Below are 23,521 nucleotides of genomic sequence, written 5' to 3'. Positions count from 1 at the left end.
GCAGCTACCCCCGCGCCTTGCGCCAGTCGGGGCCGACCGGGCCCGACACGCCCTCGAAGGCGCCATCGACGAGCTCGAACACCAGGATGCGGGCGGCGTCGACGGGGCCAGGCATGGTGACGCGGCCCTTGGGCACCGGCTTGAAGCCGACGCGGCTGTAATAGGCCTCGTCGCCGACCAGCAGCACGAGGCGGTGGCCATTCGCCTTCGCGTCCTTCAGCGCGCGCTCCATCAACAGACGGCCGACGCCGCGGCCGCGGAACGGCGGCTCGACGGTGAGCGGCCCAAGCAGCAGCGCTGGCGTGTCGCCGATCAGGATCGGCAATTGCCTGACGGAGCCGACCATCAGCGTGCCGATGCGGGCGGTGAAGGACAGTTCGAGCAGATGGTCGACGTGCTCGCGAATCCGGTAGGCGCTCAGCACGAAGCGGCCGGGGCCGAAGGTACGTTCGTGCAGCCGCTCGATCGCCTGGGCGTCGCCGGCGGCCTCGGGAAGGATGGTCAGTGAGAGATCGCTCATGTCAATCGCGGGATAGCACCTGAACGCAGCCCGGTCCATCGGGCAACGACGGCGTCAGTTCCTTTTCGGCGCCGGCTGGGACAGGTAGGCCAGCAACTTCATTTCCCGCCGCCCCCGCGTCACCGTGTCCAGCACGAGCCCCGAGGACACCGACAGCAGGGCCATGATCATCAGGCCCATCGACAGCACGGCGGTGGGCAGGCGCGGCACGAGGCCGGTTTCGATGAAGGTGATCACAATCGGGATCGCAAGGATCACCGAGGCCAGCGCCAGCAGGATTCCGATCACCGTGAAGAAACGCAACGGCCGCTCCGAACGGTAGAGCTTCAACATAGTGTTGAGGATGCGAAAGCCGTCGCGCCAGGTGTTGAGCTTCGAGAACGAGCCTTCAGGGCGCGCGTAATAAGGCGTCTCGATCTCGGCGACCGGCAGCGACAATTCCAGCGCATAGACCGCGAGCTCGGTCTCGATCTCGAAACCGTCGGAGAGGACGGGAAAGGATTTGACGAAGCGGCGCGAGAACACCCGGTAGCCGGACAGGATGTCCTTGAAGGTGTGACCGAAGGTCGAGGACAGGAAGCCGGTCAGCATGCGGTTGCCGGTGCGGTGGCCGAGCCGGTAGGCGGCCTGGACCTGATCGACGCGAAGGCCGACCACCATGTCGAGATGCTCGTCGAGCAGCCTGTCGATCATGCGCGGCGCGCTCGGCGCGTCGTAGGTGGCGTCGCCGTCGACCAGCACGTAGACGTCGGCCTCGACGTCCGCGAACATGCGGCGCACGACGTGACCCTTGCCCTGCCGGCGCTCGGTGCGCACGATCGCGCCGGCTTCGCACGCGACCGCGGCGGTACGGTCGCGCGAATTGTTGTCGTAGACGTAGATTTCCGCCGAGGGCAGCGCCTTGCGGAAATCGGCAATGACGGTCGCGACCGCCGCCTCCTCGTTGTAGCAAGGCACCAGCACGGCGATGCGAGGTTGCGCTGAGGTCATCGCGACGGCGCTCCGAGGCTTGTCGGCCCGCGCCCGGGCGGCGTAGTCTGCGGGGGCGGCGTGCGCGCCTCGCTCCAGCGCGCCATCGTGACGACGTTGCTGGCAAGTATCGCAAGACAGAGCAGACCGAAAGCGGGTTTGGCGATCTTCATCCGGTTTTCCATGGCGGCGGTCGAGCGGTTACTAGCACAAGCCGTCCTCAGCGCCACGTCGCAATCAAGGGCCGGTCGTCGAGCACTTCCGCGATCCGCAGCCGCGTGCCGGGCGTGGTGCCCTCGGGCAGCGCCGCGATCGCGAAGAACCCGCATTCGACGATCTCGCGGTTGGGCGCAGGCAGGCGGTCCTGCCTGAACTGCCTGACGACGTAGACCGCGACGTGGTCACGGCGGGAGACGTGGCTGTTGAGGAAGATGCCGTGCAGCACCGCGTCTCCGGTGAGATCGATATCGCCCTCCTCCTTGAGCTCGCGCCGCATCGCCTGCTCCATGGTCTCGCCGTGGTCGACGCCGCCGCCAGGCAGATACCAGCCGCTGACGTAGCTGTGCCTGACCAGGAAGACCCGATCCTCGGCATCCAGCACCACGGCGCGGACGCCGAGCGTCATGCCGCGGACGAGCAGGAAATAGGCATGGAAGAGCCGCCGCAGCAGCGGCTCGGCTTTTCGTCGGACACCGTTCAGACGTTCTCCCATCAGACTTCCCTGCCGCCCCGTTTCAGGCCCTGCTTGCGCGCCGGCTGCGACCTTGCCATTACAGCAGAGCAATAGCGAGGCAATCGCGCGCCATGGCTCCCTTCACGCTCGCCCATCTGTCCGACCCGCATCTGCCGCCCTTGCCGAAGCCCCGGCTGATCGAGCTCGCGGGCAAGCGCGCGCTCGGCTATGTCAACTGGACGCGCAACCGCCACAAGTACCAGCGCCGCGAGGTTCTCGATGCACTCGTCGCCGACATGAAGGCGCAGTCGCCCGACCACATCGCGGTGACGGGCGATCTCGTCAACCTCGCGCTGGAGGCGGAATTCGCGCCGGCCCTGCACTGGCTCGAGAGCGTCGGCCCGCCCGAGCACGTGACCGCGATCCCCGGCAACCACGACGCCTATGTCCGTGCCACCTCGCATCGTTTCGACGAGACGTTTGCGCCCTATCTTGCCGACGACGACGGCCGCGTCGGTTTCCCATCCGTGCGCCGGCGCGGGCCGCTCGCGCTGATCAGCCTGTCCACGGCGGTACCGACCCTGCCGCTGATGGCGACGGGCACGCTCGGGCGCGATCAGCTCGCCTCGATCGAAGACGTCCTCGAACGGCTCGCGGCCGAGGACGTCTTCCGCGTGCTGCTGGTGCATCATCCGCTGAAATCCGACTCCCGCCAGAAGCGGATGACGGACGCGCCCGCTTTGCTGGCGCTGCTCAAGCGCCACGGCGTCGAGCTGATCCTGCACGGTCACGACCACGTTCATTCGACGGTGTGGGTCGAGGGTCCCAACGGCACCATTCCCGCGCTCGGCGTCCCCTCGGCCTCCGCGCTCGCGCACGGACGCTACCCGGCGGCGGCATATAATCTGTTGACGATCGAGAAAGACAATGCCGGCTGGCGCTGCGAGCAGACGGTGCGGAGCCTGGGGGCCGGATTCCAGATCGGGCAGATCAAGCATGCGAGGTTGATTTAGACCCGCTGTCATTCCGGGGCGATGCGGCAGCATCGAACCCGGAATCTCGAGATTCCGGGTTCATGCTTCGCATGCCCCGGAATGACGGCCGAGAGAAATCTACCAGCTCCGCAAGGCCGCAAGCAGAGCCACTCCGAACAACGCGGCGGCGCCGAGCACAAATCCGAACACGAACGGCCAGACGCGCGAGCGGCGCGGCGGCACGGTGGCCGGTGCCTGCGGCTCGGGCGGGACCACCATCGCGCGCTCGCGCTCGACCATGCGGCGCGCGACATAGTCGGTGACGGCCTCGACGATCACAGCGGTGTCGTGCGATTCGGCGAGCACGATGCGGCCGAAGCGGGTGTCCTGGACGAAGCGGTACATCCGCTTGTCGCGCCCCATCACGATGTGGGCGACGACGTCGATCCACAGCCGCGGCGTATCGCCTTGGCTGATGCCTCGGTCGAACAGGTCGATCTGATCAGGGACCTGCGCGAACAGGGGATCGAGCGCGTCGTTGAGGATCTCGAGCCGCGCCACCTCGGCGTCCCTGAGATCGACGACGACACCGGTCCGGTCGGCGGCCTCGATCCGCGCGCGCAGCAATGCATCGCGCAGCCGCACCGGGCGCGGCTGGCCGGGATGGGTCCCGCTGGTCTCGGGCTCTGACATTATCGGCCTCGTCCTCGACATTCCTGCATTAACCTATCAGCAACCATCCCCTCCGCAAAGGCCTACAATTCCAGATACTTACAGCGCCCCACAGCCGCCTCACCTGTACCAAAAACAGACGATCCCACCCAGGCAGGGCCTGGATGGGACCATCCGTCCTTGGGACGTCTTCTTAGGTGAGGTCGGCAGCCGCCTGATCAGGCTGCCGGAGCGCGCTGCGGTTCTTCCACGATCGAGAAGCGGACGCCGGCCTTGTGGCGGCTCTCTTCCGACACCTCGCGCCAGCAGTCCTCGGCTTCCTTGCGGGACTTGAACGGACCTTTGACCTGGGCCGAGCCTTCCACGAGCTTGTGGAAGTTCATCGAACCGAACTCGCCGCCGATCACCCAGAAATTGCTGCCTTTGGTCATTGTCAGTCTCCTATCGAGAGTAGCGTGGTTCGTTAGCCGAACTGGTTCATCGTATTGTGGGCGCCGCCCGCCTTCAGGGCCGCCTCGCCGGCGAAGTACTCCTTGTGGTCGTCGCCGATGTCGGAGCCGGCCATGTTCTGATGCTTCACGCAGGCGATGCCCTGACGGATCTCAGCGCGCTGAACGTTCTTGACGTAGCCGAGCATGCCCTGCTCGCCGAAATACTCCCTGGCCAGATTATCGGTCGAGAGCGCCGCCGTGTGGTAGGTCGGCAACGTGATCAGGTGGTGGAAGATGCCGGCGCGCTTGGCCGAATCCGCCTGGAAGGTGCGGATGCGCTCGTCGGCTTCCTTGGCCAGCGGCGTGTCGTCGTACTCCGCCTTCATCAGCTCGGCACGGTTGTACTTGCTGACGTCCTTGCCGGCTTCCTTCATCGCGTCGTAGACCTGCCAACGGAAATTGAGGGTCCAGTTGAACGAGGGCGAGTTGTTGTAGGCCAGCTTCGCGTTCGGAACCACCTTGCGGATGCGATCGACCATCTTCGCGATCTGCTCGATATGCGGCTTCTCGGTCTCGATCCAGAGCAGGTCGGCGCCGTTCTGCAGGGAGGTGATGCAGTCCAGCACGCAACGGTCTTCGCCGGTGCCCGGGCGGAACTGGTAGAGGTTTGACGGCAGCCGCTTCGGACGCATCATCTTGCCGTTGCGGTTGATGATGACGTCGCCGTTGCGGGCGTTCTCCGCCGTGACTTCCTCGCAATCGAGGAAGCTGTTGTACTGGTCGCCGATATCGCCGGGCTTGTGACTGACGGCGATCTGCTGCGTCAGGCCGGCGCCGAGCGAGTCGGTGCGGGTCACGACGATGCCGTCTTCGACGCCGAGCTCGAGGAAGGCGTGGCGGCAGGCGCGGATCTTCGCCAGGAAGACGTCATGCGGCACGGTGACCTTGCCGTCCTGGTGGCCGCACTGCTTCTCGTCCGAGACCTGGTTCTCGATCTGCAGCGCGCAGGCACCCGCCTCGATCATCTTCTTGGCGAGCAGATAGGTCGCCTCCGCATTGCCGAAACCGGCGTCGATGTCTGCGATGACCGGCACGACATGGGTCTGGAAGTTGTCGATCTTCTCGATCAGCTCCTTCTCACGGGTCTTGTCGCCTTCCTTGCGTGCCTTGTCGAGGGCGCGGAAGATGTCGTTCAGCTCGCGCGAGTCCGCCTGGCGCAGGAAGGTGTAGAGCTCCTCGATCAGCGCCGGCACCGAGGTCTTCTCGTGCATCGACTGGTCGGGCAGCGGTCCGAACTCGGAGCGCAGCGCCGCGATCATCCAGCCCGAGAGATAGAGGTAGGTGCGATCGGTCTTGCCGAAGTGCTTCTTGACCGAGATCAGCTTCTGCTGCGCGATGAAACCGTGCCAGCAGCCGAGCGACTGCGTGTACTTGGTGGGGTCGCCGTCATAGGCGGCCATGTCCGCACGCATCAGGGCCGCGGTGTAGCGGGCGACGTCGAGACCGGTCTTGAAGCGGTTCTGCAGGCGCATGCGCGCGACGGCCTCGGCCGACACGCCGTTCCAGGTCGGCTGGGTCTCGAGGAGCGCCTGGGCCGCCTTGACCTCGTCCAGATAGGAGGACGGGCCCTGGAGGGTGCTGATGCCGCGGGGCTGGTAGTTCATGTGCCTGATCCTTTCGCTGACGATGGCGATGGCTGGCCATCGACATTCTTGACAGTGCATTGCGAGATGCGTGTCAGGAGCTAAACGCGAAAACGAAAAATTCGGATAGAGGGCTTGTTTCTGATTGGTGATGTCATGTAACATCAGAACATGTAATAGATGTTATTTTGTAAATTTTGTAAATCATTAGGTCAACAAGACTGTCCTTGATGCAGGTGGAGATCTGAGCCATGGCCGCCGAGTCCGGCAAGAAACTCTTCGTCGGCCCGCGCTTCCGGAGAATCCGGCAGCAATTGGGGCTGTCGCAGACCCAGATCGCCGAGGGGCTCGGGATCTCGCCGAGCTATGTCAACCTGATCGAACGCAACCAGCGCCCGGTGACGGCCCAAATCCTGCTGCGCCTGGCCGAGGCCTATGACCTCGACCTGCGCGACCTCGCCACCGCCGACGAGGACCGCTTCTTTGCCGAGCTCAACGAGATCTTCTCCGATCCCTTGTTCCGCCAGATCGACGTGCCCAAGCAGGAGCTGCGCGACCTCGCCGAGCTCTGCCCCGGCGTCACCCACGCCCTGCAGCGGCTCTACGCCGCCTATACCGAGGCGCGCCAAGGCGAGACGCTGGCCGCCGCGCAAATGGCCGACCGCGACGTCGGCACGCGCTATGAGACCAATCCGGTCGAGCGCGTGCGCGAGCTGATTGAGGCGAACCGCAACTATTTTCCGGAGCTGGAGCAGGCCGCCGAGACTCTGCGCGATGAACTGAACGTCCCGGCCGAAGGGCTGTATGCGGCGCTCGCGGCGCGGCTGCGTGAAAAGCATTCGATCCAGACCCGCATCATGCCTGTGGACGTGATGCGCGAGACGCTCCGGCGCTTCGACCGGCATCGTCGCCAACTCTTGATCTCCGAGCTGGTCGACCAGCCCGGCCGCGCGTTCCAGCTTGCCTTCCAGCTCGGCCTCGGCGAATGCGCGCAAGCCCTGGAGACCATCATCGGCCGCGCCGGTCCGTTGGACGACGCGCCGCGTCGCCTGTTCCGCATCACGCTCGGCAACTATTTTGCAGCGGCGGTGATGATGCCCTACCCTGCGTTCCTGGCCGCAGCCGAAGCGCTCAATTACGACATCCATGTGCTGGCGCAACGCTTCAATTCCGGCTTCGAGCAGGTCTGCCACCGTCTCACCACCCTGCAGCGGCCGAACGCGCGCGGCATTCCGTTCTTCCTTCTGCGTGTCGACAATGCCGGCAACGTCTCGAAGCGCTTCTCCTCCGGCACCTTCCCGTTCTCGAAATTCGGCGGCACCTGCCCGCTGTGGAACGTGCACTCGACCTTCGACACGCCGGACCGCCTGCTCAAGCAGGTGATCGAGCTGCCGGACGGCACGCGCTATTTCTCGATCGCGCAGATGGTACGCCGCCCCGTCGCGCCGCACCCGTTGCCGCAGCCGCGTTTCGCTATCGGCCTCGGCTGCGAGATCCGTCACGCCGCACGACTGACCTATGCCGCCGGCATCGACCTGGAGAAAACCGAGGGCACGCCGATCGGCGTCAACTGCCGCCTGTGCGAGCGCGAAAACTGCGCGCAGCGCGCCGAGCCCCCGATCACGCGCACGCTGATCCTGGACGAGACGACGCGGCGGGTGTCGAGCTTCGCGTTTTCGAATGCACGGGAGTTGTGAGAGGGCGCAGGACCGTGTCCCGGACGCGCTGCAGCGTGTAACGCTGCTGCGCAGAGCCGGGACCCAGGAGCTGCGAATTCCCGTCTCGCATGGCCCCGGCTCTGCAGCGCACCGCCGAAGTGGCGCTGCGCTGCGTCCGGGGCACGATACTATCGTCCCCTACGCCAGCGTATGCACGATCACCGGCCCCGCTGCCGCGCTCGCATGGCCCGCCAGCAGCGGCCCCAGATCCTGCTCGATCCAGGCGATCGCGCGCCGGTTCGCCTCCTCCGCCTGCTCGAACTTGTCGAAGATCGAGATCGCGGTCACCGTATCGTCGCCGGCATAGACGACGTAGTAGGCGCGGAAACCGTCGACGTCGCTGATGATCGGAACGGCGCCGTCCTTGATGCGGCGCGCCAGCTCTTCCGCACTCCCGCTTTTCGCCTTGGCCTGACGGATGGCGGCATACATGGCATCCTCCTCCGGCTATCTGGACTCTGGGCCTGGTACCCGGAGCGAATGATACGCCGAAGCACGCCGCCGATCCACGCTTGGTTAACCCCGCACTAATCCGCCCGCGCGATCCGCAACCAGGGATTAAGCGCGCCTCAACATCGGCGCCTTAGTCTCGCCCCACTCACGTTTCGCAAACAACGGCGGCCTATTCTGCCGGGCGAAGTGACATCAGGGGGTTCATCATGCGCATTGCGTTGCTGCTGACCGCAACCATTGTCGGCGCGCTCTTCGCCAATCCATCCCATGCCGGGTCGCTCGATGCCGAGGCGGCGCAGTCGTTGCCGCCGGGCTTCCAGGGCTACCGCGGCTACATGTTCGACCTGTCGGAGAACTCCGACCGCAAGGACGTCGACAAGCTCACCGCCAATCTGAAGCAGCAGATCGATGCCGTCGAAGCGGCCGGCCTGTCGCCGCGCGTGCTGCGCTTCTTCCGCACCGTGCCGATCATCGCGAGCGAGCTCGCCTGCCTTGACGAAGGCGCCGCAACCGCCTGCTACGGCCGCGTCGCTCCCAATGTCGAGCGCCGCGTGCCGCGAACGCTGACGGTGTGGGACCACGACAAGCAGCGCTGGACCAATCCGAACGCCGTCGACCTCGCGGTCGATTCGGGGCTCGGCGTCATCATGCTGCGGCCGGACATGATGCGCTACGAAAAGGAGGCCGTGCTGCTGCACGAGCTCCTCCACGCCTATCACGCGCGGCTGCTGCCGGACGGCTACGCCAACAAGGGCGTGATCGCCTATTACGCGCTGGCCAAGTCCAAGGACATGTTGCCCAAGGAAGCCTATGCGATGAAGAATCCCATGGAATTCTTTGCGGTGACCGCCAGCATCTTCCTGGCCGGAAAAAGCGAATTCCACGATCCGAAATCGCGCGAGGCGCTCAAGCAGAAGATGCCGGACTATTACAAATACCTGGTCGGCGTGTTCGGCTTCGACCCCGAGCCGGCGGCATCGAACGGCCCCGTGGCCTCGCTGAAGTGAGGCAGAGCTAGCGTCCTCTCAAGCGAGCCAGCCAAAGAGCCGCGCAAAATGCGCGGCTTTTTTGCTTCGTAAGTCGGAAGCTGCGGATGACGCGCTGGCGGGAATTGCCAAGGCGGGGCCCGATCTGCATAGTCCCGCCGCATCGATATCGTTTTTCGAAGAGGATGAGAGAACATGGCGGACGCCGACCTGGATGTCGTGATCCGGCAATTGGCCAGACAGCTGCATACGGGCCTGATGACCCGCGCCAAGGAGCGGCGGGATCGCTTCAACGGCCTTGCGGCCAAGGCCAAGGGCAAGGAGACCGGCGAGCGCTTCAAGATGATGGCCAAGGCCATCATGGAGCAGGCCACTGCGGCCGCCAAGCGCCTCCAGATGTCCGCCGACAACGTCGCCGACAGCTACGCGCGATCGATGCGTCTGGCCGCCAGCACGCCGGTCGCAGTGAAGGTGGAAAAGAAGGCGAAGGAAAAGCCCGAGAAGAAGGCCAAGGCGAAGAAGGCTAAGGCCAAGAAGGCGAAATAACCCACTTACCGCGGCGGCGCAGAGACCCGGGTCGGCTCGGCGCTGGCGAGCTCGGCGAGCTTGGCGCGCGCTGCCTCTCGCGCCCCGCCGCTCTTGCCGGCAGGCAGCGCCAGCGCGGCCTCGAAATCGGCGCGGGCATCGTCGGCCTGGCCGCGGGCGAGGAACGCGAGGCCGCGATCGAGACGGGCCTGCGCGTCGGAGGGATCGAGGCGGACCGCCGTGTTGTAGCTCAGGATGGCGCGATCGAGTTCGCCCATGGCGGCGAGCGCAAGACCACGCTGGTGATAGGGCGCGGCGAGCTTGGGATCATGCGCGATCGCCTCGTCATAATCCGCAATGGCCCCCTCGAGTTCGCCGTTCTGCCGGCGCGCCAGCGCCCGCTCGCGATAGAGCGAGGCGCGGTGGGGATTGAGATGGATGGCCTCGTCGAAGTCGGCGATCGCCCGCCTGAAGTCGCCGTGACGCAGCGCGATCCGTCCACGCCCCTCATAGGCAAAGGCGATCAGCGAGCCGCGGAGCGGCGAGAAGCCGATCACGGCCGAGCAGATGTCGGGATCGTCCTCGTCGCCGCAATTGACGACCATGTGCGTGGACAGGCCGACGAGCACGCAAAGAACGATCAGCAAGGGTATGGCAGCTCTGGTCATCTTCGACGGTGGCCGGCAGCGCGCCGGCCACGCATCCCCTTTCGAAGGAATGGTCACGTCGAGGTGTTAGCACCGGCCGGGACGACCCTATGTGCGCCAAGTCACAAAGCCGCAAATCCTCACCGGTTCCGTTAGCCCCAGGGACCGCGGGAAGGACCGCGGGAAGATCCACGTGACGAGGAGCGGCCCCAGGGACCGCGCGGCGGGTAGTTCTCGTTGGCCCCGACCGACGGCGCCGCCCGCCCGCCGAGCTCGGCCGCGAGTTGCTGGAGGGCGGCGACACGGTTCTGCGTCGAAGGATGGGTGGCGAACAGGTTGTCCACGCCGTGGCCCGACAGCGGATTGATGATGAACATGTGCGCGGTCGCGGGATTCCGTTCGGCCTCGTAGTTCGGCACCTGATGCGCGGCACCCTCGATCTTCACCAGCGCGGAGGCCAGCCACATCGGCTGGCCCACGATGCGCGCGCCGAGATTGTCGGCGGCGTATTCGCGGGTGCGGCTGATCGCCATCTGCACCAGCATGGCGCCGAGCGGAGCAAGGATCATCATCAGGATCGAGCCGACGATGCCCGGACCATTGTTGTTCTCGCGATTGCCGCCGAAGAACATGCCGAACTGGGCCAGCATGGAGATCGCGCCCGCGATGGTCGCGGTAATGGTCATCAGAAGCGTGTCATGATGCTTGATGTGCGCGAGCTCGTGCGCGATCACGCCTGCGAGCTCCTCGCGGCTGAGCTGGTTCATCAGGCCGGTGGTGATGGCGACCGCGGCGTTCTCGGGGTTGCGGCCGGTCGCGAACGCATTGGGCTGCAGCTCGTCCATCACGAACACGCGCGGCATCGGCAAGCCGGCACGGCCCGCAAGCTCGGCGACGAGGCCGACCAGCTCCGGTGCGGTCGAACGGTCGACCTCATGGGCGCCGTACATCGACAGCACCATGCGGTCGGAGTTCCAGTAGGTGAAGAGATTGGTCGCGGCGGCAATGACGAGCGCGATCATGGCGCCCGAGGCGCCGCCAATGAGATAGCCGACGCCCATGAACAGGGCGGTCAGGCCTGCGAGCAGCATTGCGGTACGAAAATAGTTCATGGCCGTCTCCTAAGACCGGCCGCGGGCGAACCTCCGGCCGGCATCCACGAGGTATGAATGCGGCGGGAGACCGCAAGGTTCGTGCGTCGCCGAGCCGCAGATCCAGGGCAGTGCGGCCAGCCTTTCGGCCCACGCTAAACCTTGACGGTTATTTGCACAAAAACACACGTTGGCATTTAGCAACCTGGAAAGCGCAGCATTGGCTTAATCCGCGGTTGCCGGGCACCTCGCACGGTTCTTGTGCATTGGCCGGTTCCGTTGGCATCTCGTCAGCAAGGTGACCGTCATGATGGACCGCTCACGCACCGCTTCCGTCGACCCCACACCCACTCCCCCCCTAACGAGAGCAAGACTGACGCGAAGGGCTTGCAGGAGACGCTGCACGAGCAGCTGTTCGCCAATGACGAGCCCAGCCATGCGCCGGACGGGCAGACGGCGCCGGAATCCGGACGCCGCTGGTCGTATCTGCGGCGCGGTGCCAAGATCGCCATCGGGCTCGCCATCGTCGCCGTGTTCGGCTGGCTGCCGCTGCGCGCGGTCTGGGAGAATTCGAGTGTCGAGGCGGTGCTGAACTCCCGCCTCGTCACCTTGCGCACGCCGATCGGCGGCCGCGTGGCGGCTGCTCAGCGCGTCAGCGACCAGGCCAAGCTCGAAGCCGGAACCGTGGTTCTGCGCGTCGTGAACTCGCGCAGCGATCGGACCCGGCTCGACGATCTCCGGCGGCAGAAAGCGCGCCTCGAGAACGAGCGGCCGAGCCTTGCCGCCAAGCTTGCCTTGGCCCAGGCCGCACAAAAGGATCTTGCGCGGCAGGCCGCGCAATTCCGCGACGGACGCGTGCTCCAGCTCGAGGCCCGCATCGCCGAGATCCAGACCTCGATCGAGGCGGCGGCGGCGCGGCGCGAGGAGGCCAGCGCCACCGTCGAACGAGCCTCGGCGCTGGCCAGATCCGGGAATGTCTCGACCGTCGAGCTGTCGCGGCTGACGCGCGAGCTCTCTGTGTCACAGCAGACCGAGCTCGGCGCGCGCACGCGGCTGGATGCCGCCAGGGTCGAGCTCGCCGCGGCGCAGAACGGCTCGTTCCTCGGCGACAGCTATAACGACCGGCCGAGCTCGGTGCAGCGCGAAGAGGAGATGCGTCAGCGCGCCGGCGACCTCGAGGCCGATCTTGCTCGCACCGACACCGAGATCGCCTGGCTCGCCAACGAGATCATCGTCGAGGAGGTCCGTTTCGCCGATATGTCGGAAGCCAACATCACGACACCCGTCGCGGGGCGTGTCTGGGAGATGATGACCTCGCCGGGCGAGGACGTGCAGGCCGGCCAGCCCCTGCTCAAGGTGCTCGATTGCAGCGGCGCCGTCATCACCGCCAATGTCACCGAGAACGTCTACAACCGCTTGCACCTCGGCGATCACGCCACCTTCGAGCCGAATGATGGCGGCGAGCCGCTCTTCGGCACCGTGGTCAATCTGACCGGCGCCGCCGGCGCGCCCGCCAATCTCGCCATCAACCCGGATGCGCTGAGCAAGGAGCCCTATCGCGTGACCGTGGCATCGCGCGATGCCGCGACCCGCGCCTGCACCGTGGGACGCACCGGCCGCGTCGTGTTCGCCCGGCATGAGTCCACGCCGTGACGGCGGCGCTGACGCCCGGCCTGATTGCGCTCGGCGCCTTCATGGCGATCGTTCCGCTGCTCAGGCGCGACAGCACGATGGCGCGCTCGTGCGTGGCCGTCGTGTCGGTGGCGTTGCTGCTGCGCTATCTCCATTGGCGCATCACCTCGACGCTCCCGCCGCCGCATCTGACTGTCGACGCTGTGATCGGCTACCCTTTCATGCTGCTGGAGGCAGCCTCGCTGGTCGCGGTCGTGTTGTCGCTGCTGTTCCTGAGCCGGACGCGCGACCGCACCGGGGCGGCGAAGATCGACGGCCGCGCCACCGACCCGCGTGCGCCGTTGATCGACGTCTTCATCTGCACCTACAACGAGGAACGGTCGATCCTCGAGCGCACCATCATCGGCGCGACCGGCATGGCCTATGGCCACTACCGCGTCTGGGTACTGGACGACGGACGGCGGCCCTGGCTACGGCGCCTTTCGGGCGAACTCGGCTGCCACTATCTCACGCGGCACGATAACCTCCACGCGAAGGCCGGCAACATCAACCATGCACTCAGGCATGTCGGCGCGCTGCCGGAGCGGCCGGAATTCGTCGCCATTCTCGATGCGGACTTCGTGCCGCGGCCCGATTTCCTTGCGCGTACCATCCCGCTCATGGACGACGAGTCGGTCGGCGTGGTGCAGACGCCGCAGCACTTCATCAATCCAGATCCGATCCAGACCAACCTCGCCGCGACCGATGTCTGGCCCGACGAGCAACGCTTTTTCTTCGACATCCTGCTGCCGGCCAAGGACGCCTGGGGCGTCGCGTTTTGTTGCGGCACCTCGTCCCTCATTCGCTATGCCGGACTGATGCAGATCGGCGGATTTCCGATCGATTCGGTGACCGAGGACTACCTCGTCACGCTGCGCCTCAAGGAATGCGGCCTCAACACGATCTATCTCAACGAGCGCCTGACGATCGGGCTCGCGCCGGAGGGGCTGAAGGAATACATCACCCAGCGCGCACGCTGGTGCCTCGGCTTGATGCAGATCGTGCGCGGTCGCAGCGGACCGCTCTCGCGGGACTCGAAGCTGTCCCTTATAGACCGGCTCTCGCTGACCGACGCCTTCATGAGCTGGTCGGCGGTCTACGCCGCGAAGGTGGCGGGCCTCGTCGTGCCCTGGTTGTTCCTGCTTTTCGGCATCAAGGCGGTTCAGGCCGACCTCACCGAGCTGTTGCGCTTCTTTCTGCCGTTCTATGTCTGGCATGGTCTCAGCATGGCCTGGCTGTCGCGCGGCCGCTCGCTGGCGATGATGACGGATGTCTCGCAGCTCATCGCGGCGCCTGCAGTGCTCACGGCGGTGGCGATCGGACTGTTGAAGCCGACAGGACACAAGTTCAAGGTCACCGCGAAAGGCGGCGACCGCAACAGGCGATTCGTCGAATGGCCGCTGCTGCGGCTCTATGGCAGCGCGCTCGTCGTCACGCTCGCAGCCATCGCCTATGCCTTCATCCTGCACCTGCGCGGCGAGAACGTCGCCTATGGCGGACTGCCCCTGGCCTGGAGCCTCTATAACGCGGTCATCCTCACCGTGGTCTGCTTCGTCTGCATCGAGCAGCCGCGCAAGCGAAAGGCGGAGCGGTTCAGCCGCAATGAGACCGTCCTGCTGCGTCACGGCGGCAGGTCGCATCTCGCGCGGCTCGGCGACATCTCCATCACGGGCGCCCGCCTGATCGATCCCGATCCGCCGGCGCCGGGCAGCACGATCGAATGCCGAATCTACGGCCGCCCGATCGCGGCCGTCGTGGTGCGGCGGACGGCGGACGGATTCGCCGTGCGGTTCGAGGAAGGCATGGATACGCGCGTGCACGCGATCAGGGCATTCTATGCCGGCGAGTATGTTCGCGCCTTTCGGGGAGTGAGGGCGCTCCCGGTCGGGAAAGCGTTGCTGATGCGGCTGTTCGGCTAGGCCGACGCAACATCACCTGCGTTTCCTCTGCTGGTGGAGCATCGAAAGGATGGCTTGAGGCCATCAATTCTCCTAAACTTCAAGCGAATCCACGCCAGTCCTTTTCCCCGCCGGAACCCCTATGGTCCAGACCCGATTTCTGATCGCGGCCGTCACGCTTTTCGCATGTACCGCCACCGCTTCCGCCCAGATGCTTCCACCTCCCGCCAGGCCCGCAGCGCCCAAGGCGCCCTCGCCGCGCGCAGCTTCGTGCCACAATGGCGCGAGCTTCGATCGTTTCCTGGCCGACGTGAAGCAACAGGCGGTGGCCGCCGGCGTGTCGCAGCGGACGATCGCAGAGGCCTCGCCGTATCTCGTCTACGACCAGGGCATCGTCAATCGCGACCGCGGCCAGCGCGTGTTCGGCCAGCTCTTCACCGAATTTGCCGGCCGCATGGCCGCCCCCTATCGCATGCAGAACGGGCAGCAGCATATCAAGCGATACGCCGCAGCGTTTGCACGCGCCGAAAAGGAATATGGCGTGCCGCCGGCCGTGATTGCCGCCTTCTGGGGCCTCGAGAGCGATTTCGGCGCCAACATGGGCAATCTGCCGACGCTGAAATCGCTGGTGTCGCTTGCCTATGACTGCCGCCGCTCCGAGATGTTCGTGGGCGAGACCATCGCCGCGCTGAAGATCATCGACCGCGGCGATCTGCATCCCGACGAGATGATCGGCTCCTGGGCCGGCGAGCTCGGGCAGACGCAATTCCTGCCCGTGCACTACGTGAACTATGCGGTCGATTATGACGGCGACGGACGGCGCGACCTGCTGCGCTCGCCAGCCGACGTGATCGGCTCGACCGCGAACTACATCGCCAATGGTTTGAAGTGGCGGCGCGGCGAGCCGTGGCTGGAGGAGATCAAGGTGCCGTCCAACCTGCCGTGGGAGAAGACCGATCTCACGGCGCGCGAGCCGCGCTCGACATGGGCGCAGATGGGCGTCACCTATCCCGACGGACGTCCGCTGCCGAGTGACAACCTTTCGGCATCCGTGCTGCTGCCGATGGGACGCCATGGTCCCGCCTTCCTGGCCTATCCGAATTTCGCGGCCTACACCGAGTGGAATAACTCGCTGATCTACTCGACCACGGCGGGCTATCTCGCCTCGCGCATTGCCGGTGCCGCGCCGATGCGCAAGCCGTCGGCGCCGGTCGCGCAATTGCCGTTCAACGAGCTCAAGGAATTGCAGCAGCTGCTGGTGCGTGCCGGCTTCAATGTCGGCAAGGTCGACGGCGTACTCGGTCAGCAGAGCCGCGCTGCGGTGAAGGCGATGCAGATCAAGTACGGCCTGCCGGCCGATTCCTGGCCGACGGCCGAGCTCCTCGCCCGCATGCGCGGCGGCAGCACGGCGCAAGCGCAGCCCCAGGCGACGATTCGGTAGAATTTTCGCACTGCACAGGCCACTTGCGACGATTGTATTTTTCCGTGAGCCCCCCATGTGAGTGACTCAGGTTTTCTCCTGAGATTTCCCACCATTGAAGCGAGCATCACATGTCCTTCTACGACGCCGTCGTCCCCGCCTATCTGCAGATGCTGAACAGCGTGACCGGGCTGCTCACCAAAGCTGAGGCGCATTGCGCGGCGAAAAAGATCGATCCCGGCGTCCTGCTCGGCTCGCGCCTGTTCCCGGACATGTTGCCGTTGTCGAGGCAGGTCCAGCTCGTCAGCGATTTTGCCGCCAAGGGCTGCGCCCGGCTCACTCACAGCGAAGTGCCCACGACGCCCGACACCGAGACCAGCTTCGCGGAATTGAAGCAGCGGCTCGCGAAGACGATCGACTACGTCAAGTCGTTCAAGCCCGAGCAGTTCGAAGGCGCCGATGCCAGGGACGTCACCTTCCCGGCTGGGCCCGACAAATCCATCACCATGAAAGGCCAGCAATTCCTGAGCTCGTTCTCGCTGCCGAATTTCTATTTCCACGCCGCGACCGCCCATGGCATCCTGCGTCACAACGGCGTCGAAATCGGCAAGCGCGACTTCATGGGGACGAACTGATTTTCCGGATCGCACGGCCGCGTAGCGAAATTCCGCTGCTGCGGCCGGAATTGCACATGAATTATGCTGCGCGGGCGCTGCCGCGCAGCTCGCCTGCACTTTCCGTATGGCTCATCCCTTGCGCCTGATGTCGCGATGCACAAGTGTTCGGGACCTCTCACCGCCTGGAAGCATTTCCCATGAGCCGTTCGACGAAATTGTTCGAGACCTACAAGCTCGGCCCCATCACGCTGGCCAATCGCCTGGTGATGGCGCCGCTGACGCGCAACCGTGCCGTGCCCGGCACGTTCGTTCCGAGTCCGCTGGCGGCCGACTATTACGGCCAGCGCGCCTCCGCAGGGCTCCTGATCACCGAAGCGAGCCAGGTCTCGCAGCAGGGCCAAGGCTATCAGGACACGCCCGGCATCTATACCAAGGATCAGGTCGCCGGCTGGCGCAAGGTCACGGATCGCGTGCATGAGCGCGGCGGCAAGATCTTCATCCAGCTCTGGCATGTCGGCCGCATCTCGCATGTCGACCTCCAGGCGAATGGCGCCGCTCCGGTCGCGCCGAGCGCGATCCGCGCCAAGGGCAAGACCTTCGTCAACGGCACCTTCGCCGACGTCTCCGAGCCGCGCGCGCTCGAACTCTCCGAAATTCCCGGGATTATCGACGACTTCAAGCGTGCGACGAAGAACGCCCTGGAAGCCGGCTTCGACGGCGTCGAGATCCACGGCGCCAACGGCTATCTGCTCGACCAGTTCGCGCGGGACGGCGCCAACAAGCGCACCGATGCCTATGGCGGCTCCATCGAGAACCGCGCCAGGCTGATGTTGGAAGTCGCCAAGGCCGTCGCCGCAGAGGCCGGCGGCGATCGCACCGGCATTCGTATCTCGCCGGTGACGCCGGCCAACGACCTCTCGGACAGCAACCCGCAACCGCTGTTCGATCACATCGTCGACGGCCTCAGCGCGCTCAAGCTGGTCTATCTCCATGTCGTCGAGGGTGCCACCGGCGGGCCGCGCGACATTGCACCGTTCGACTATGCGTCCCTGCGCAAGCGCTTCGCCGGCGCCTACGTCGCCAACAACGGCTATGATTTCGACCTCGCGACCAAGGTGCTGGACGCGAACGCGGCCGATCTCATCGCCTTCGGCAAGCCGTTCATCTCCAACCCCGACCTGGTCGAACGGCTGAAGCGGGGCGCGGCGCTGAACGACTGGGACAAGAACACGTTCTACGGCGGCGGCGCGAAGGGATACACGGATTATCCGACGCTGGCGGCCGAGCCGGCGGAGTGAGGTTCCGCGCTCTCCGCCGTCATTGCGAGGAGCGCTTGCGACGAAACAATCCAGAATCTTTCCGAGGTGACAGCCTGGATTGCTTCGCGAAGCCTGTCATCGGGCCGCGCTTCGCGCGGACCCGTTGGCTCGCAAGGACGATGTGGAGACGGCGTGCCGAATTGACGAAAAAGAAAAAGGCCGGGATCGCTCCCAGCCTTTCGTGCTTGTGACTCTCCGAGCGCCGATTACTTCGCTTCGGCGCGCTTGGGTGGGCTCGCCGGCCACGACTTGATCAGCGTGTCGTAGTCGACCGTCTCACCCTTCGGCTTCTCGTTGGCGAGCTTGCGCTGGGGCGCGACGGTGCCGTCCTTTTCTGCCTTGGCGAACCAGTACTCTGGCTTCTCCTTCTTGTGGAGCTTCGGACCGCAGGCGCCCTGCACGCCGGACTTCTCCAGGCGCTCCATGACGGAATCCTGAGCGGCGGCCAGCGCATCCATCGCGGCTTGCGGCGTCTTCGCACCGGACGAGGCGTCGCCGATGTTCTGCCACCAGAGCTGCGCGAGCTTCGGATAGTCGGGCACGTTGTTGCCGGTCGGGGTCCACTGCACACGCGCGGGCGAGCGGTAGAACTCGATCAGGCCGCCGAGCTTCGGCGCACGCTCGGTGAACGACTTATCCCAGATGTCGGATTCACGGACGAAGGTGAGACCGACATGGCTCTTCTTCAAGCTTACCGACTTGGAGACGATGAACTGGAGATAGAGCCAGGCCGCCTTGCGGCGGTCCGGCGGGGTCGACTTCAGCAGCGTGAGCGAACCGGCGTCCTGGTAGCCGAGCTTCATGCCTTCCTTCCAGTAGGCGCCGTGCGGCGAAGGAGCCATGCGCCATTTCGGCGTACCGTCCGCGTTCATCACGGCGATGCCCGGCTTCACCATGTCGGCGGTGAAGGCGGTGTACCAGAACATCTGCTGGGCGATGTTGCCCTGCGCCGGCACGGGACCGGACTCGGAGAAGGTCATGCCCTGGGCCTGCGGCGGCGCGTACTTCTTCATCCACTCGAGATATTTGGTGATCGAGTAGACCGCCGCCGGTCCGTTGGTATCGCCACCGCGCTCGACGGAAGAACCCACCGGACGGCAGCCCTCCATGCGGATGCCCCATTCGTCGACCGGCAGACCGTTCGGAATGCCCTTGTCGCCGTTGCCGGCCATCGACAGCCAGGCGTCGGTGAAGCGCCAGCCCAGCGAGGGGTCCTTCTTGCCATAGTCCATATGGCCATAGACCTTGACGCCGTTGATCTCCTTGACGTCGTTGGTGAAGAACTCGGCGATGTCCTCATAGGCGGACCAGTTCACGGGCACGCCGAGTTCGTAGCCGTACTTGGCCTTGAACCTGGCCTTGAAGTCGGGATTGGTGAACCAGTCGTAGCGGAACCAGTAGAGGTTGGCGAACTGCTGATCGGGCAGCTGATAGAGCTTGCCGTCCGGCCCGGTGCCGAACGACTTGCCGATGAAGTCGTTGACGTCGAGCATAGGGTCGGTGACGTCCTTGCCCTCGCCCGTCATGTAGTCCGACAGCGCGATGGTCTGACCGTAGCGGAAATGGGTGCCGATCAGGTCGGAGTCGTTGATCCAGCCGTCATAGACGTTCTTGCCGGACTGCATCTGGGTCTGGAGCTTCTCGACGACGTCACCTTCCTGGATGAGATCGTGCTTGAGCTTGATGCCGGTGAGTTCGGAGAACGCCTTGGCCAGCGTCTGCGCCTCGTATTCATGAGTCGTGATGGTCTCGGAGACGACGTTGATCTCCATGCCCTTGAAGGGCTCGGCCGCCTTTGCGAACCACTCCAGCTCCTTCTTCTGGTCCTCCTTCGACAGCGTCGAAGGCTGGAATTCCGCGATCCATTTCTGGATCACGGCCTCGTCGGCGGCGCGCACCGGCGCCGACATGGCGAGCGACACCGCAAGAAGCGCGGCGGTGCTGGACATTGTCAAAAAGCTATTCTTGGTCAATGGACCTTTCCTTCTCCTAAACTGTCGCATGTTGTTCCTCCGTTGCAGCGACAAATTTTTATACAGGCCCGGGTTGGCCCCCGGATCTGGCCGTCCCTTCGCGAGTTTCAGACCGTGCGGAAGATGAGCGCGGCCGTGACCAGCGAAATTCCACTTGCGAGCCACAGGCTCGAAATCTCAAAACCCTCCTCGCCGACCGGCAGCGTGGCAATGGGATCGGTGCCGACGAGACCGATCCACACGAGATGGATGACGGCGGCCGCGATCAGCGAGATGAACAGGCGATCGCCGCGCGTGGTCGGGATCCGCAGCACGCCGACGCGCTCGGCCTCGGGATAGACCGCGGCGAGCCAGGTCATCACGGCCAGGGTGCAGGCGAGCGCGACGAAGAAGATCGCGGTCGGCAGTGTCCAGGCCATCCATGCGATAGATTCCATGGTTGCCTCCCTACACGCGGCCGAGCGCGAAACCGCGCGCGATATAGTTGCGGACGAACCAGATCACCAGCGCGCCCGGAATGATGGTGAGCACGCCGGCGGCAGCGAGCAGGCCCCAGTCCATGCCGGCGGCTGACACCGTGCGCGTCATGATCGCGGCGATCGGCTTGGCATGCACCGAGGTCAGCGTGCGCGCGAGCAGCAGCTCGACCCAGGAGAACATGAAGCAGAAGAAGGCAGCGACGCCGATGCCGCTCGCGATCAGCGGCACCAGGATCTTGATGAAGAAGCGCGGGAAGGAATAGCCGTCGAGGAAGGCGGTCTCGTCGATCTCGCGCGGCACGCCGGAGACGAAGCCTTCCAGGATCCACACCGCGAGCGGCACGTTGAAGATGCAGTGCGCCAGCGCGACCGCCCAGGGCGTATCGAACAGGCCGATCGCCGAATAGAGATTAAAGAACGGCAGCGCGTAGACCGCGGCCGGCGCCATGCGGTTCGACAACAGCCAGAAGAACAAATGCTTGTCGCCGAGGAAACGGTAGCGCGAGAAGGCGTAAGCCGCCGGCAGCGCCACCGCGATCGAGATGATGGTGTTGAGGACGACGTATTCGAGCGAGTTGATGTAGCCGGAATACCAGCTCTCGTCGGTGAAGATGCGCTGATAGTGCTGCAGCGTCGGATTGTGCGGCCATAGCGTCATCGTCGAGACGATCTCGCTGTTGGTCTTGAAGCTCATGTTGACGAGCCAGTAGATCGGCAACAGCAGGAAGACCAGGAATAGCCCCATGATGAGGCGGCGGCCGGGAATCGAATGCATCAGGCCACTCCTTCCCTAGGCTTGAGTGCGGGCACGGGCTTGAGCCCGACCGAAGGCTTGGGCTCCACCGCCGGCTCGCTCGAAGCCTGGACTTTGCGTTCGACGCCGGCATTGGTCATGACGGTGTAGAAGATCCAGCACACGATCAGGATGATGAGGTTGTAGACCAGCGACAGCGCCGCGGCCTTGCCGAGGTCGAACTGGCCGAGCGCGATCTTGACGAGCTCGATCGATACGAAGGTCGTGGAATTGCCCGGCCCGCCGCCGGTGACGACGAACGGCTCGGTGTAGATCATGAAGCTGTCCATGAAGCGGAGCAGCACGGCGATCAGCAGCACGCGATTCATCTTCGGCAGCTGGATCGCCTTGAATACGGCCCAGCGCGAGGCGCCGTCGATCTGGGCGGCCTGGTAATAGGCTTCGGGAATCGACTTCAGGCCGGCGTAGCAGAGCAGCGCAACGAGGCTGGTCCAGTGCCAGACGTCCATCACGATGACGGTGACCCAGGCATCGACCTCATTTGAGACGTAGTTGTAGTCGATGCCGATGGCGTTGAGGGTATAGCCGAGCAGCCCGATGTCGGGCCGGCCGAAAATCTGCCAGATCGTGCCGACCACGTTCCAGGGAATCAGCAGCGGCAGCGCGAGGATGATCAGGCAAGCGGCGACCGTCCAGCCTTCGCGCGGCATCGACAACGCGACGACGATGCCGACCGGCACCTCGATGGCGAGGATCACCAGCGAGAAGAACAGGTTGCGTCCGAGGGAGGCGAGGAAGCGGCCGCCGAGATCGGTCGAGGGATCGAGCAGCTCCTTGAACCAGCCGACGCCGTTCCAGAAGAACTGGTTGTTGCCGAAGGTGTCCTGCATCGAATAGTTCACCACCGTCATCAGCGGCAGCACCGCCGAGAAGGCGACGACCAGGAACACCGGCAGCACCAGGAACCAGGCTTTTTGGTTGACGGTCTTGTCCATCAGGCGGCTCCCTCCACCAGAAGGCTGTCGGCATAGACGTGAACGTGCGACGGATCGAATTTCAGCCCGGCGGTGCCGTCCGCGCTTGTGAAGCCCGCCGGCGCGCGCGCGGCCAGCTTCGCATCGCCGACGCGCACGCGCGCGAAACGGATGCGGCCAAGATCGTCGATGCGCTCGATCCTCGCGGTGAGCAGGCCGGGCCCGGGCGCAACGACCTCGACGAATTCCGGACGAACCCCGATCTCGATCTTCGCGCCCGCAGGCAGATTGTCGTAAGCGCGATTGAGCGCGATGACGTGGCCGCCGACCCTGGCCTCGCGTCCCCTCACCTCCGCCGGCAGGATGTTCATGCCGGGCGAGCCGATGAAATACCCGACGAACGTGTGCGCAGGCTTGTCGAACAGCTCGGCCGGGGTGCCGCTCTGCACCACGCGGCCATCATGCATGACGACGACGGTGTCTGCGAAGGTCAGCGCCTCGGTCTGGTCGTGGGTGACGTAGATCATCGTGAGATCGAGCTCGCGATGCAGCGCCTTCAGCTTCGAGCGCAGCTGCCATTTCAGCTCGGGATCGATCACCGTCAGCGGCTCGTCGAACAGCACGGCGGCAACGTCCGAGCGGACCAGGCCGCGGCCGAGCGAGATCTTCTGCTTGGCGTCGGCCGTGAGGCGCGTCGCCTTGCGATCGAGATAAGGCTCGAGGTCGAGCAGGCGGCCGATCTCGGCGACGCGCTTGTCGATCTCGGCCCTCGGTACGCCGCGGTTCTTCAGCGGAAACGCCAGGTTCTGCCCCACCGTCATGGTGTCGTAGATCACCGGAAACTGGAACACCTGGGCGATGTTGCGCTTCTGGGTCGACAGCGGTGTGATGTCCTTGCCGTCGAACAGGATCTTCCCCCGCGACGGCGTGATGATGCCGGAGATGACGTTCAGCAGCGTGGTCTTACCGCAACCGCTCGGTCCCAGCAGCGCATAGGCGCCGCCCTGACGCCAGGTCATGGTGACAGGCTTGAGCGCAAAGCTCTCCGGTGGGGCGTTATTGCCGCCGTAGGAGTGCGCGAGATCGACGAGGTCAATGCGGGCCATGGCGCATG

Annotated in this window: 24 protein-coding genes; 9 read left to right on the top strand and 15 right to left on the bottom strand. The window is 65.0% G+C overall.

Going from position 1 to position 23,521, the window contains the following annotated elements; translation table 11 throughout:
• Positions 1 to 4: 4 nt before the first annotated feature.
• Genes ABIG06_RS21195 through ABIG06_RS21180 form a run of 4 tightly spaced genes read right to left on the bottom strand, consistent with a single transcriptional unit; the run spans position 5 to position 2,201 of the window.
• Positions 5 to 520: a GNAT family N-acetyltransferase gene (locus ABIG06_RS21195; RefSeq protein WP_370138493.1), complete on the bottom strand. Its 516-nt coding sequence runs from the start codon at positions 518 to 520 to the stop codon at positions 5 to 7.
• Between the two features lie 54 nt (positions 521 to 574).
• The gene (locus ABIG06_RS21190; protein WP_370138491.1) at positions 575 to 1,510 is read right to left on the bottom strand and encodes a glycosyltransferase family 2 protein; all 936 of its coding nucleotides are present in this window, start codon (positions 1,508 to 1,510) and stop codon (positions 575 to 577) included.
• On the bottom strand, positions 1,507 to 1,662 hold the full coding sequence (locus tag ABIG06_RS21185; protein ID WP_370138490.1) for a hypothetical protein: 156 nt from the start codon (positions 1,660 to 1,662) through the stop codon (positions 1,507 to 1,509). The genes ABIG06_RS21190 and ABIG06_RS21185 overlap by 4 nt, the downstream gene beginning before the upstream one ends.
• Positions 1,663 to 1,709: 47 nt before the next feature.
• The gene (locus tag ABIG06_RS21180; RefSeq protein WP_319330170.1) at positions 1,710 to 2,201 is read right to left on the bottom strand and encodes an NUDIX domain-containing protein; all 492 of its coding nucleotides are present in this window, start codon (positions 2,199 to 2,201) and stop codon (positions 1,710 to 1,712) included.
• A 92-nt stretch (positions 2,202 to 2,293) separates the two neighbouring features.
• Here ABIG06_RS21180 and ABIG06_RS21175 point away from each other — a divergent pair, with 92 nt between their 5' ends.
• Complete coding sequence (locus tag ABIG06_RS21175; protein WP_370138488.1) at positions 2,294 to 3,175, top strand: metallophosphoesterase family protein; 882 nt, start codon at positions 2,294 to 2,296, stop codon at positions 3,173 to 3,175.
• 99 nt (positions 3,176 to 3,274) lie between these two features.
• Here the strand turns inward: ABIG06_RS21175 and ABIG06_RS21170 are convergent, their stop codons facing one another.
• The 3 genes from ABIG06_RS21170 to ABIG06_RS21160 all read right to left on the bottom strand — a co-directional run bounded on the left by ABIG06_RS21170 (position 3,275) and on the right by ABIG06_RS21160 (position 5,903).
• Complete coding sequence (locus tag ABIG06_RS21170; protein WP_124163333.1) at positions 3,275 to 3,829, bottom strand: hypothetical protein; 555 nt, start codon at positions 3,827 to 3,829, stop codon at positions 3,275 to 3,277.
• Positions 3,830 to 4,026: 197 nt separating this feature from the next.
• The gene (locus ABIG06_RS21165; RefSeq protein WP_027575539.1) at positions 4,027 to 4,239 is read right to left on the bottom strand and encodes a DUF4170 domain-containing protein; all 213 of its coding nucleotides are present in this window, start codon (positions 4,237 to 4,239) and stop codon (positions 4,027 to 4,029) included.
• 32 nt (positions 4,240 to 4,271) lie between these two features.
• Complete coding sequence (locus ABIG06_RS21160) at positions 4,272 to 5,903, bottom strand: isocitrate lyase (protein ID WP_124163332.1); 1,632 nt, start codon at positions 5,901 to 5,903, stop codon at positions 4,272 to 4,274.
• 230 nt (positions 5,904 to 6,133) lie between these two features.
• On the opposite strand from ABIG06_RS21160, the gene ABIG06_RS21155 reads away from it, so the two are divergent.
• Entirely contained in the window at positions 6,134 to 7,579 is a 1,446-nt protein-coding gene (locus ABIG06_RS21155) for a helix-turn-helix domain-containing protein (protein WP_370138487.1), read from the top strand.
• Between the two features lie 159 nt (positions 7,580 to 7,738).
• Here the strand turns inward: ABIG06_RS21155 and ABIG06_RS21150 are convergent, their stop codons facing one another.
• Complete coding sequence (locus ABIG06_RS21150; protein ID WP_124163330.1) at positions 7,739 to 8,032, bottom strand: antibiotic biosynthesis monooxygenase; 294 nt, start codon at positions 8,030 to 8,032, stop codon at positions 7,739 to 7,741.
• 227 nt (positions 8,033 to 8,259) lie between these two features.
• Between ABIG06_RS21150 and ABIG06_RS21145 the strand changes: the two genes are divergently transcribed.
• Both ABIG06_RS21145 and ABIG06_RS21140 read left to right on the top strand, forming a co-directional pair.
• A complete protein-coding gene (locus ABIG06_RS21145) occupies positions 8,260 to 9,060 on the top strand; it encodes a hypothetical protein (RefSeq protein WP_370138485.1) in 801 nt (266 codons plus the stop codon).
• Between the two features lie 174 nt (positions 9,061 to 9,234).
• Positions 9,235 to 9,585 carry a hypothetical protein gene (locus tag ABIG06_RS21140; RefSeq protein ID WP_124163328.1) on the top strand — a complete coding sequence of 117 codons (351 nt, stop codon included), beginning with the start codon at positions 9,235 to 9,237 and terminating at the stop codon, positions 9,583 to 9,585.
• A gap of 5 nt (positions 9,586 to 9,590) precedes the next feature.
• Here the strand turns inward: ABIG06_RS21140 and ABIG06_RS21135 are convergent, their stop codons facing one another.
• Both ABIG06_RS21135 and htpX read right to left on the bottom strand, forming a co-directional pair.
• Entirely contained in the window at positions 9,591 to 10,232 is a 642-nt protein-coding gene (locus ABIG06_RS21135) for a tetratricopeptide repeat protein (protein ID WP_370138484.1), read from the bottom strand.
• 131 nt (positions 10,233 to 10,363) lie between these two features.
• Positions 10,364 to 11,323, bottom strand: coding sequence for a zinc metalloprotease HtpX (gene htpX, locus ABIG06_RS21130; RefSeq protein WP_370138482.1), 960 nt, complete (start codon positions 11,321 to 11,323; stop codon positions 10,364 to 10,366).
• A 366-nt stretch (positions 11,324 to 11,689) separates the two neighbouring features.
• Between htpX and ABIG06_RS21125 the strand changes: the two genes are divergently transcribed.
• The 5 genes from ABIG06_RS21125 (at position 11,690) to ABIG06_RS21105 (ending at position 18,206) form a co-directional block, all read left to right on the top strand.
• Complete coding sequence (locus tag ABIG06_RS21125; RefSeq protein ID WP_370138481.1) at positions 11,690 to 12,955, top strand: HlyD family secretion protein; 1,266 nt, start codon at positions 11,690 to 11,692, stop codon at positions 12,953 to 12,955.
• Complete coding sequence (locus tag ABIG06_RS21120; RefSeq protein ID WP_424578384.1) at positions 12,952 to 14,892, top strand: glycosyltransferase; 1,941 nt, start codon at positions 12,952 to 12,954, stop codon at positions 14,890 to 14,892. Before ABIG06_RS21125 ends, ABIG06_RS21120 begins: the two co-directional genes overlap by 4 nt.
• A gap of 121 nt (positions 14,893 to 15,013) precedes the next feature.
• Positions 15,014 to 16,312 carry a lytic murein transglycosylase gene (locus tag ABIG06_RS21115; protein WP_124163323.1) on the top strand — a complete coding sequence of 433 codons (1,299 nt, stop codon included), beginning with the start codon at positions 15,014 to 15,016 and terminating at the stop codon, positions 16,310 to 16,312.
• 110 nt (positions 16,313 to 16,422) lie between these two features.
• A complete protein-coding gene (locus tag ABIG06_RS21110; RefSeq protein ID WP_124163322.1) occupies positions 16,423 to 16,926 on the top strand; it encodes a DUF1993 domain-containing protein in 504 nt (167 codons plus the stop codon).
• Positions 16,927 to 17,105: 179 nt separating this feature from the next.
• The gene (locus tag ABIG06_RS21105) at positions 17,106 to 18,206 is read left to right on the top strand and encodes an alkene reductase (protein WP_370138480.1); all 1,101 of its coding nucleotides are present in this window, start codon (positions 17,106 to 17,108) and stop codon (positions 18,204 to 18,206) included.
• 227 nt (positions 18,207 to 18,433) lie between these two features.
• Here ABIG06_RS21105 and ABIG06_RS21100 read toward each other — a convergent pair whose 3' ends face one another.
• The 5 genes from ABIG06_RS21100 to ABIG06_RS21080 form a co-directional block, all read right to left on the bottom strand.
• On the bottom strand, positions 18,434 to 20,176 hold the full coding sequence (locus ABIG06_RS21100) for an ABC transporter substrate-binding protein (protein WP_370140882.1): 1,743 nt from the start codon (positions 20,174 to 20,176) through the stop codon (positions 18,434 to 18,436).
• 131 nt (positions 20,177 to 20,307) lie between these two features.
• Positions 20,308 to 20,637 carry a DUF2160 domain-containing protein gene (locus tag ABIG06_RS21095; protein ID WP_124163319.1) on the bottom strand — a complete coding sequence of 110 codons (330 nt, stop codon included), beginning with the start codon at positions 20,635 to 20,637 and terminating at the stop codon, positions 20,308 to 20,310.
• 10 nt (positions 20,638 to 20,647) lie between these two features.
• Entirely contained in the window at positions 20,648 to 21,454 is an 807-nt protein-coding gene (locus tag ABIG06_RS21090) for a carbohydrate ABC transporter permease (RefSeq protein ID WP_124163318.1), read from the bottom strand.
• Positions 21,454 to 22,428, bottom strand: coding sequence for a carbohydrate ABC transporter permease (locus ABIG06_RS21085; protein WP_370138479.1), 975 nt, complete (start codon positions 22,426 to 22,428; stop codon positions 21,454 to 21,456). Before ABIG06_RS21085 ends, ABIG06_RS21090 begins: the two co-directional genes overlap by 1 nt.
• A complete protein-coding gene (locus ABIG06_RS21080; protein WP_124163316.1) occupies positions 22,428 to 23,513 on the bottom strand; it encodes an ABC transporter ATP-binding protein in 1,086 nt (361 codons plus the stop codon). The genes ABIG06_RS21085 and ABIG06_RS21080 overlap by 1 nt, the downstream gene beginning before the upstream one ends.
• Between the last annotated feature and the right edge of the window lie 8 nt (positions 23,514 to 23,521).

The sequence above is a fragment of the Bradyrhizobium sp. USDA 326 genome, from assembly GCF_049739485.1.
In the GTDB taxonomy this organism is placed as follows: Bacteria; Pseudomonadota; Alphaproteobacteria; order Rhizobiales; family Xanthobacteraceae; genus Bradyrhizobium.
Note: the sequence above shows the minus strand (reverse complement) of the source record. Positions and strands in the feature narration are given on the sequence as shown.

What these genes read in the sequence shown, in the direction of transcription:
- ABIG06_RS21170 (WP_124163333.1), bottom strand. Translation starts at nt 3,829, where the DNA reads ATGTCAGAGCCCGAGACCAGCGGGACCCATCCCGGCCAGCCGCGCCCG.
- ABIG06_RS21135 (WP_370138484.1), bottom strand. Translation starts at nt 10,232, where the DNA reads ATGACCAGAGCTGCCATACCCTTGCTGATCGTTCTTTGCGTGCTCGTC.
- ABIG06_RS21160 (WP_124163332.1), bottom strand. Translation starts at nt 5,903, where the DNA reads ATGAACTACCAGCCCCGCGGCATCAGCACCCTCCAGGGCCCGTCCTCC.
- ABIG06_RS21165 (WP_027575539.1), bottom strand. Translation starts at nt 4,239, where the DNA reads ATGACCAAAGGCAGCAATTTCTGGGTGATCGGCGGCGAGTTCGGTTCG.
- ABIG06_RS21150 (WP_124163330.1), bottom strand. Translation starts at nt 8,032, where the DNA reads ATGTATGCCGCCATCCGTCAGGCCAAGGCGAAAAGCGGGAGTGCGGAA.
- ABIG06_RS21090 (WP_124163318.1), bottom strand. Translation starts at nt 21,454, where the DNA reads ATGCATTCGATTCCCGGCCGCCGCCTCATCATGGGGCTATTCCTGGTC.
- ABIG06_RS21180 (WP_319330170.1), bottom strand. Translation starts at nt 2,201, where the DNA reads ATGGGAGAACGTCTGAACGGTGTCCGACGAAAAGCCGAGCCGCTGCTG.
- ABIG06_RS21080 (WP_124163316.1), bottom strand. Translation starts at nt 23,513, where the DNA reads ATGGCCCGCATTGACCTCGTCGATCTCGCGCACTCCTACGGCGGCAAT.
- ABIG06_RS21155 (WP_370138487.1), top strand. Translation starts at nt 6,134, where the DNA reads ATGGCCGCCGAGTCCGGCAAGAAACTCTTCGTCGGCCCGCGCTTCCGG.
- ABIG06_RS21115 (WP_124163323.1), top strand. Translation starts at nt 15,014, where the DNA reads ATGGTCCAGACCCGATTTCTGATCGCGGCCGTCACGCTTTTCGCATGT.
- ABIG06_RS21085 (WP_370138479.1), bottom strand. Translation starts at nt 22,428, where the DNA reads ATGGACAAGACCGTCAACCAAAAAGCCTGGTTCCTGGTGCTGCCGGTG.
- ABIG06_RS21110 (WP_124163322.1), top strand. Translation starts at nt 16,423, where the DNA reads ATGTCCTTCTACGACGCCGTCGTCCCCGCCTATCTGCAGATGCTGAAC.
- ABIG06_RS21105 (WP_370138480.1), top strand. Translation starts at nt 17,106, where the DNA reads ATGAGCCGTTCGACGAAATTGTTCGAGACCTACAAGCTCGGCCCCATC.
- htpX (WP_370138482.1), bottom strand. Translation starts at nt 11,323, where the DNA reads ATGAACTATTTTCGTACCGCAATGCTGCTCGCAGGCCTGACCGCCCTG.
- ABIG06_RS21140 (WP_124163328.1), top strand. Translation starts at nt 9,235, where the DNA reads ATGGCGGACGCCGACCTGGATGTCGTGATCCGGCAATTGGCCAGACAG.
- ABIG06_RS21195 (WP_370138493.1), bottom strand. Translation starts at nt 520, where the DNA reads ATGAGCGATCTCTCACTGACCATCCTTCCCGAGGCCGCCGGCGACGCC.
- ABIG06_RS21185 (WP_370138490.1), bottom strand. Translation starts at nt 1,662, where the DNA reads ATGAAGATCGCCAAACCCGCTTTCGGTCTGCTCTGTCTTGCGATACTT.
- ABIG06_RS21095 (WP_124163319.1), bottom strand. Translation starts at nt 20,637, where the DNA reads ATGGAATCTATCGCATGGATGGCCTGGACACTGCCGACCGCGATCTTC.
- ABIG06_RS21190 (WP_370138491.1), bottom strand. Translation starts at nt 1,510, where the DNA reads ATGACCTCAGCGCAACCTCGCATCGCCGTGCTGGTGCCTTGCTACAAC.
- ABIG06_RS21145 (WP_370138485.1), top strand. Translation starts at nt 8,260, where the DNA reads ATGCGCATTGCGTTGCTGCTGACCGCAACCATTGTCGGCGCGCTCTTC.
- ABIG06_RS21175 (WP_370138488.1), top strand. Translation starts at nt 2,294, where the DNA reads ATGGCTCCCTTCACGCTCGCCCATCTGTCCGACCCGCATCTGCCGCCC.
- ABIG06_RS21100 (WP_370140882.1), bottom strand. Translation starts at nt 20,176, where the DNA reads ATGTCCAGCACCGCCGCGCTTCTTGCGGTGTCGCTCGCCATGTCGGCG.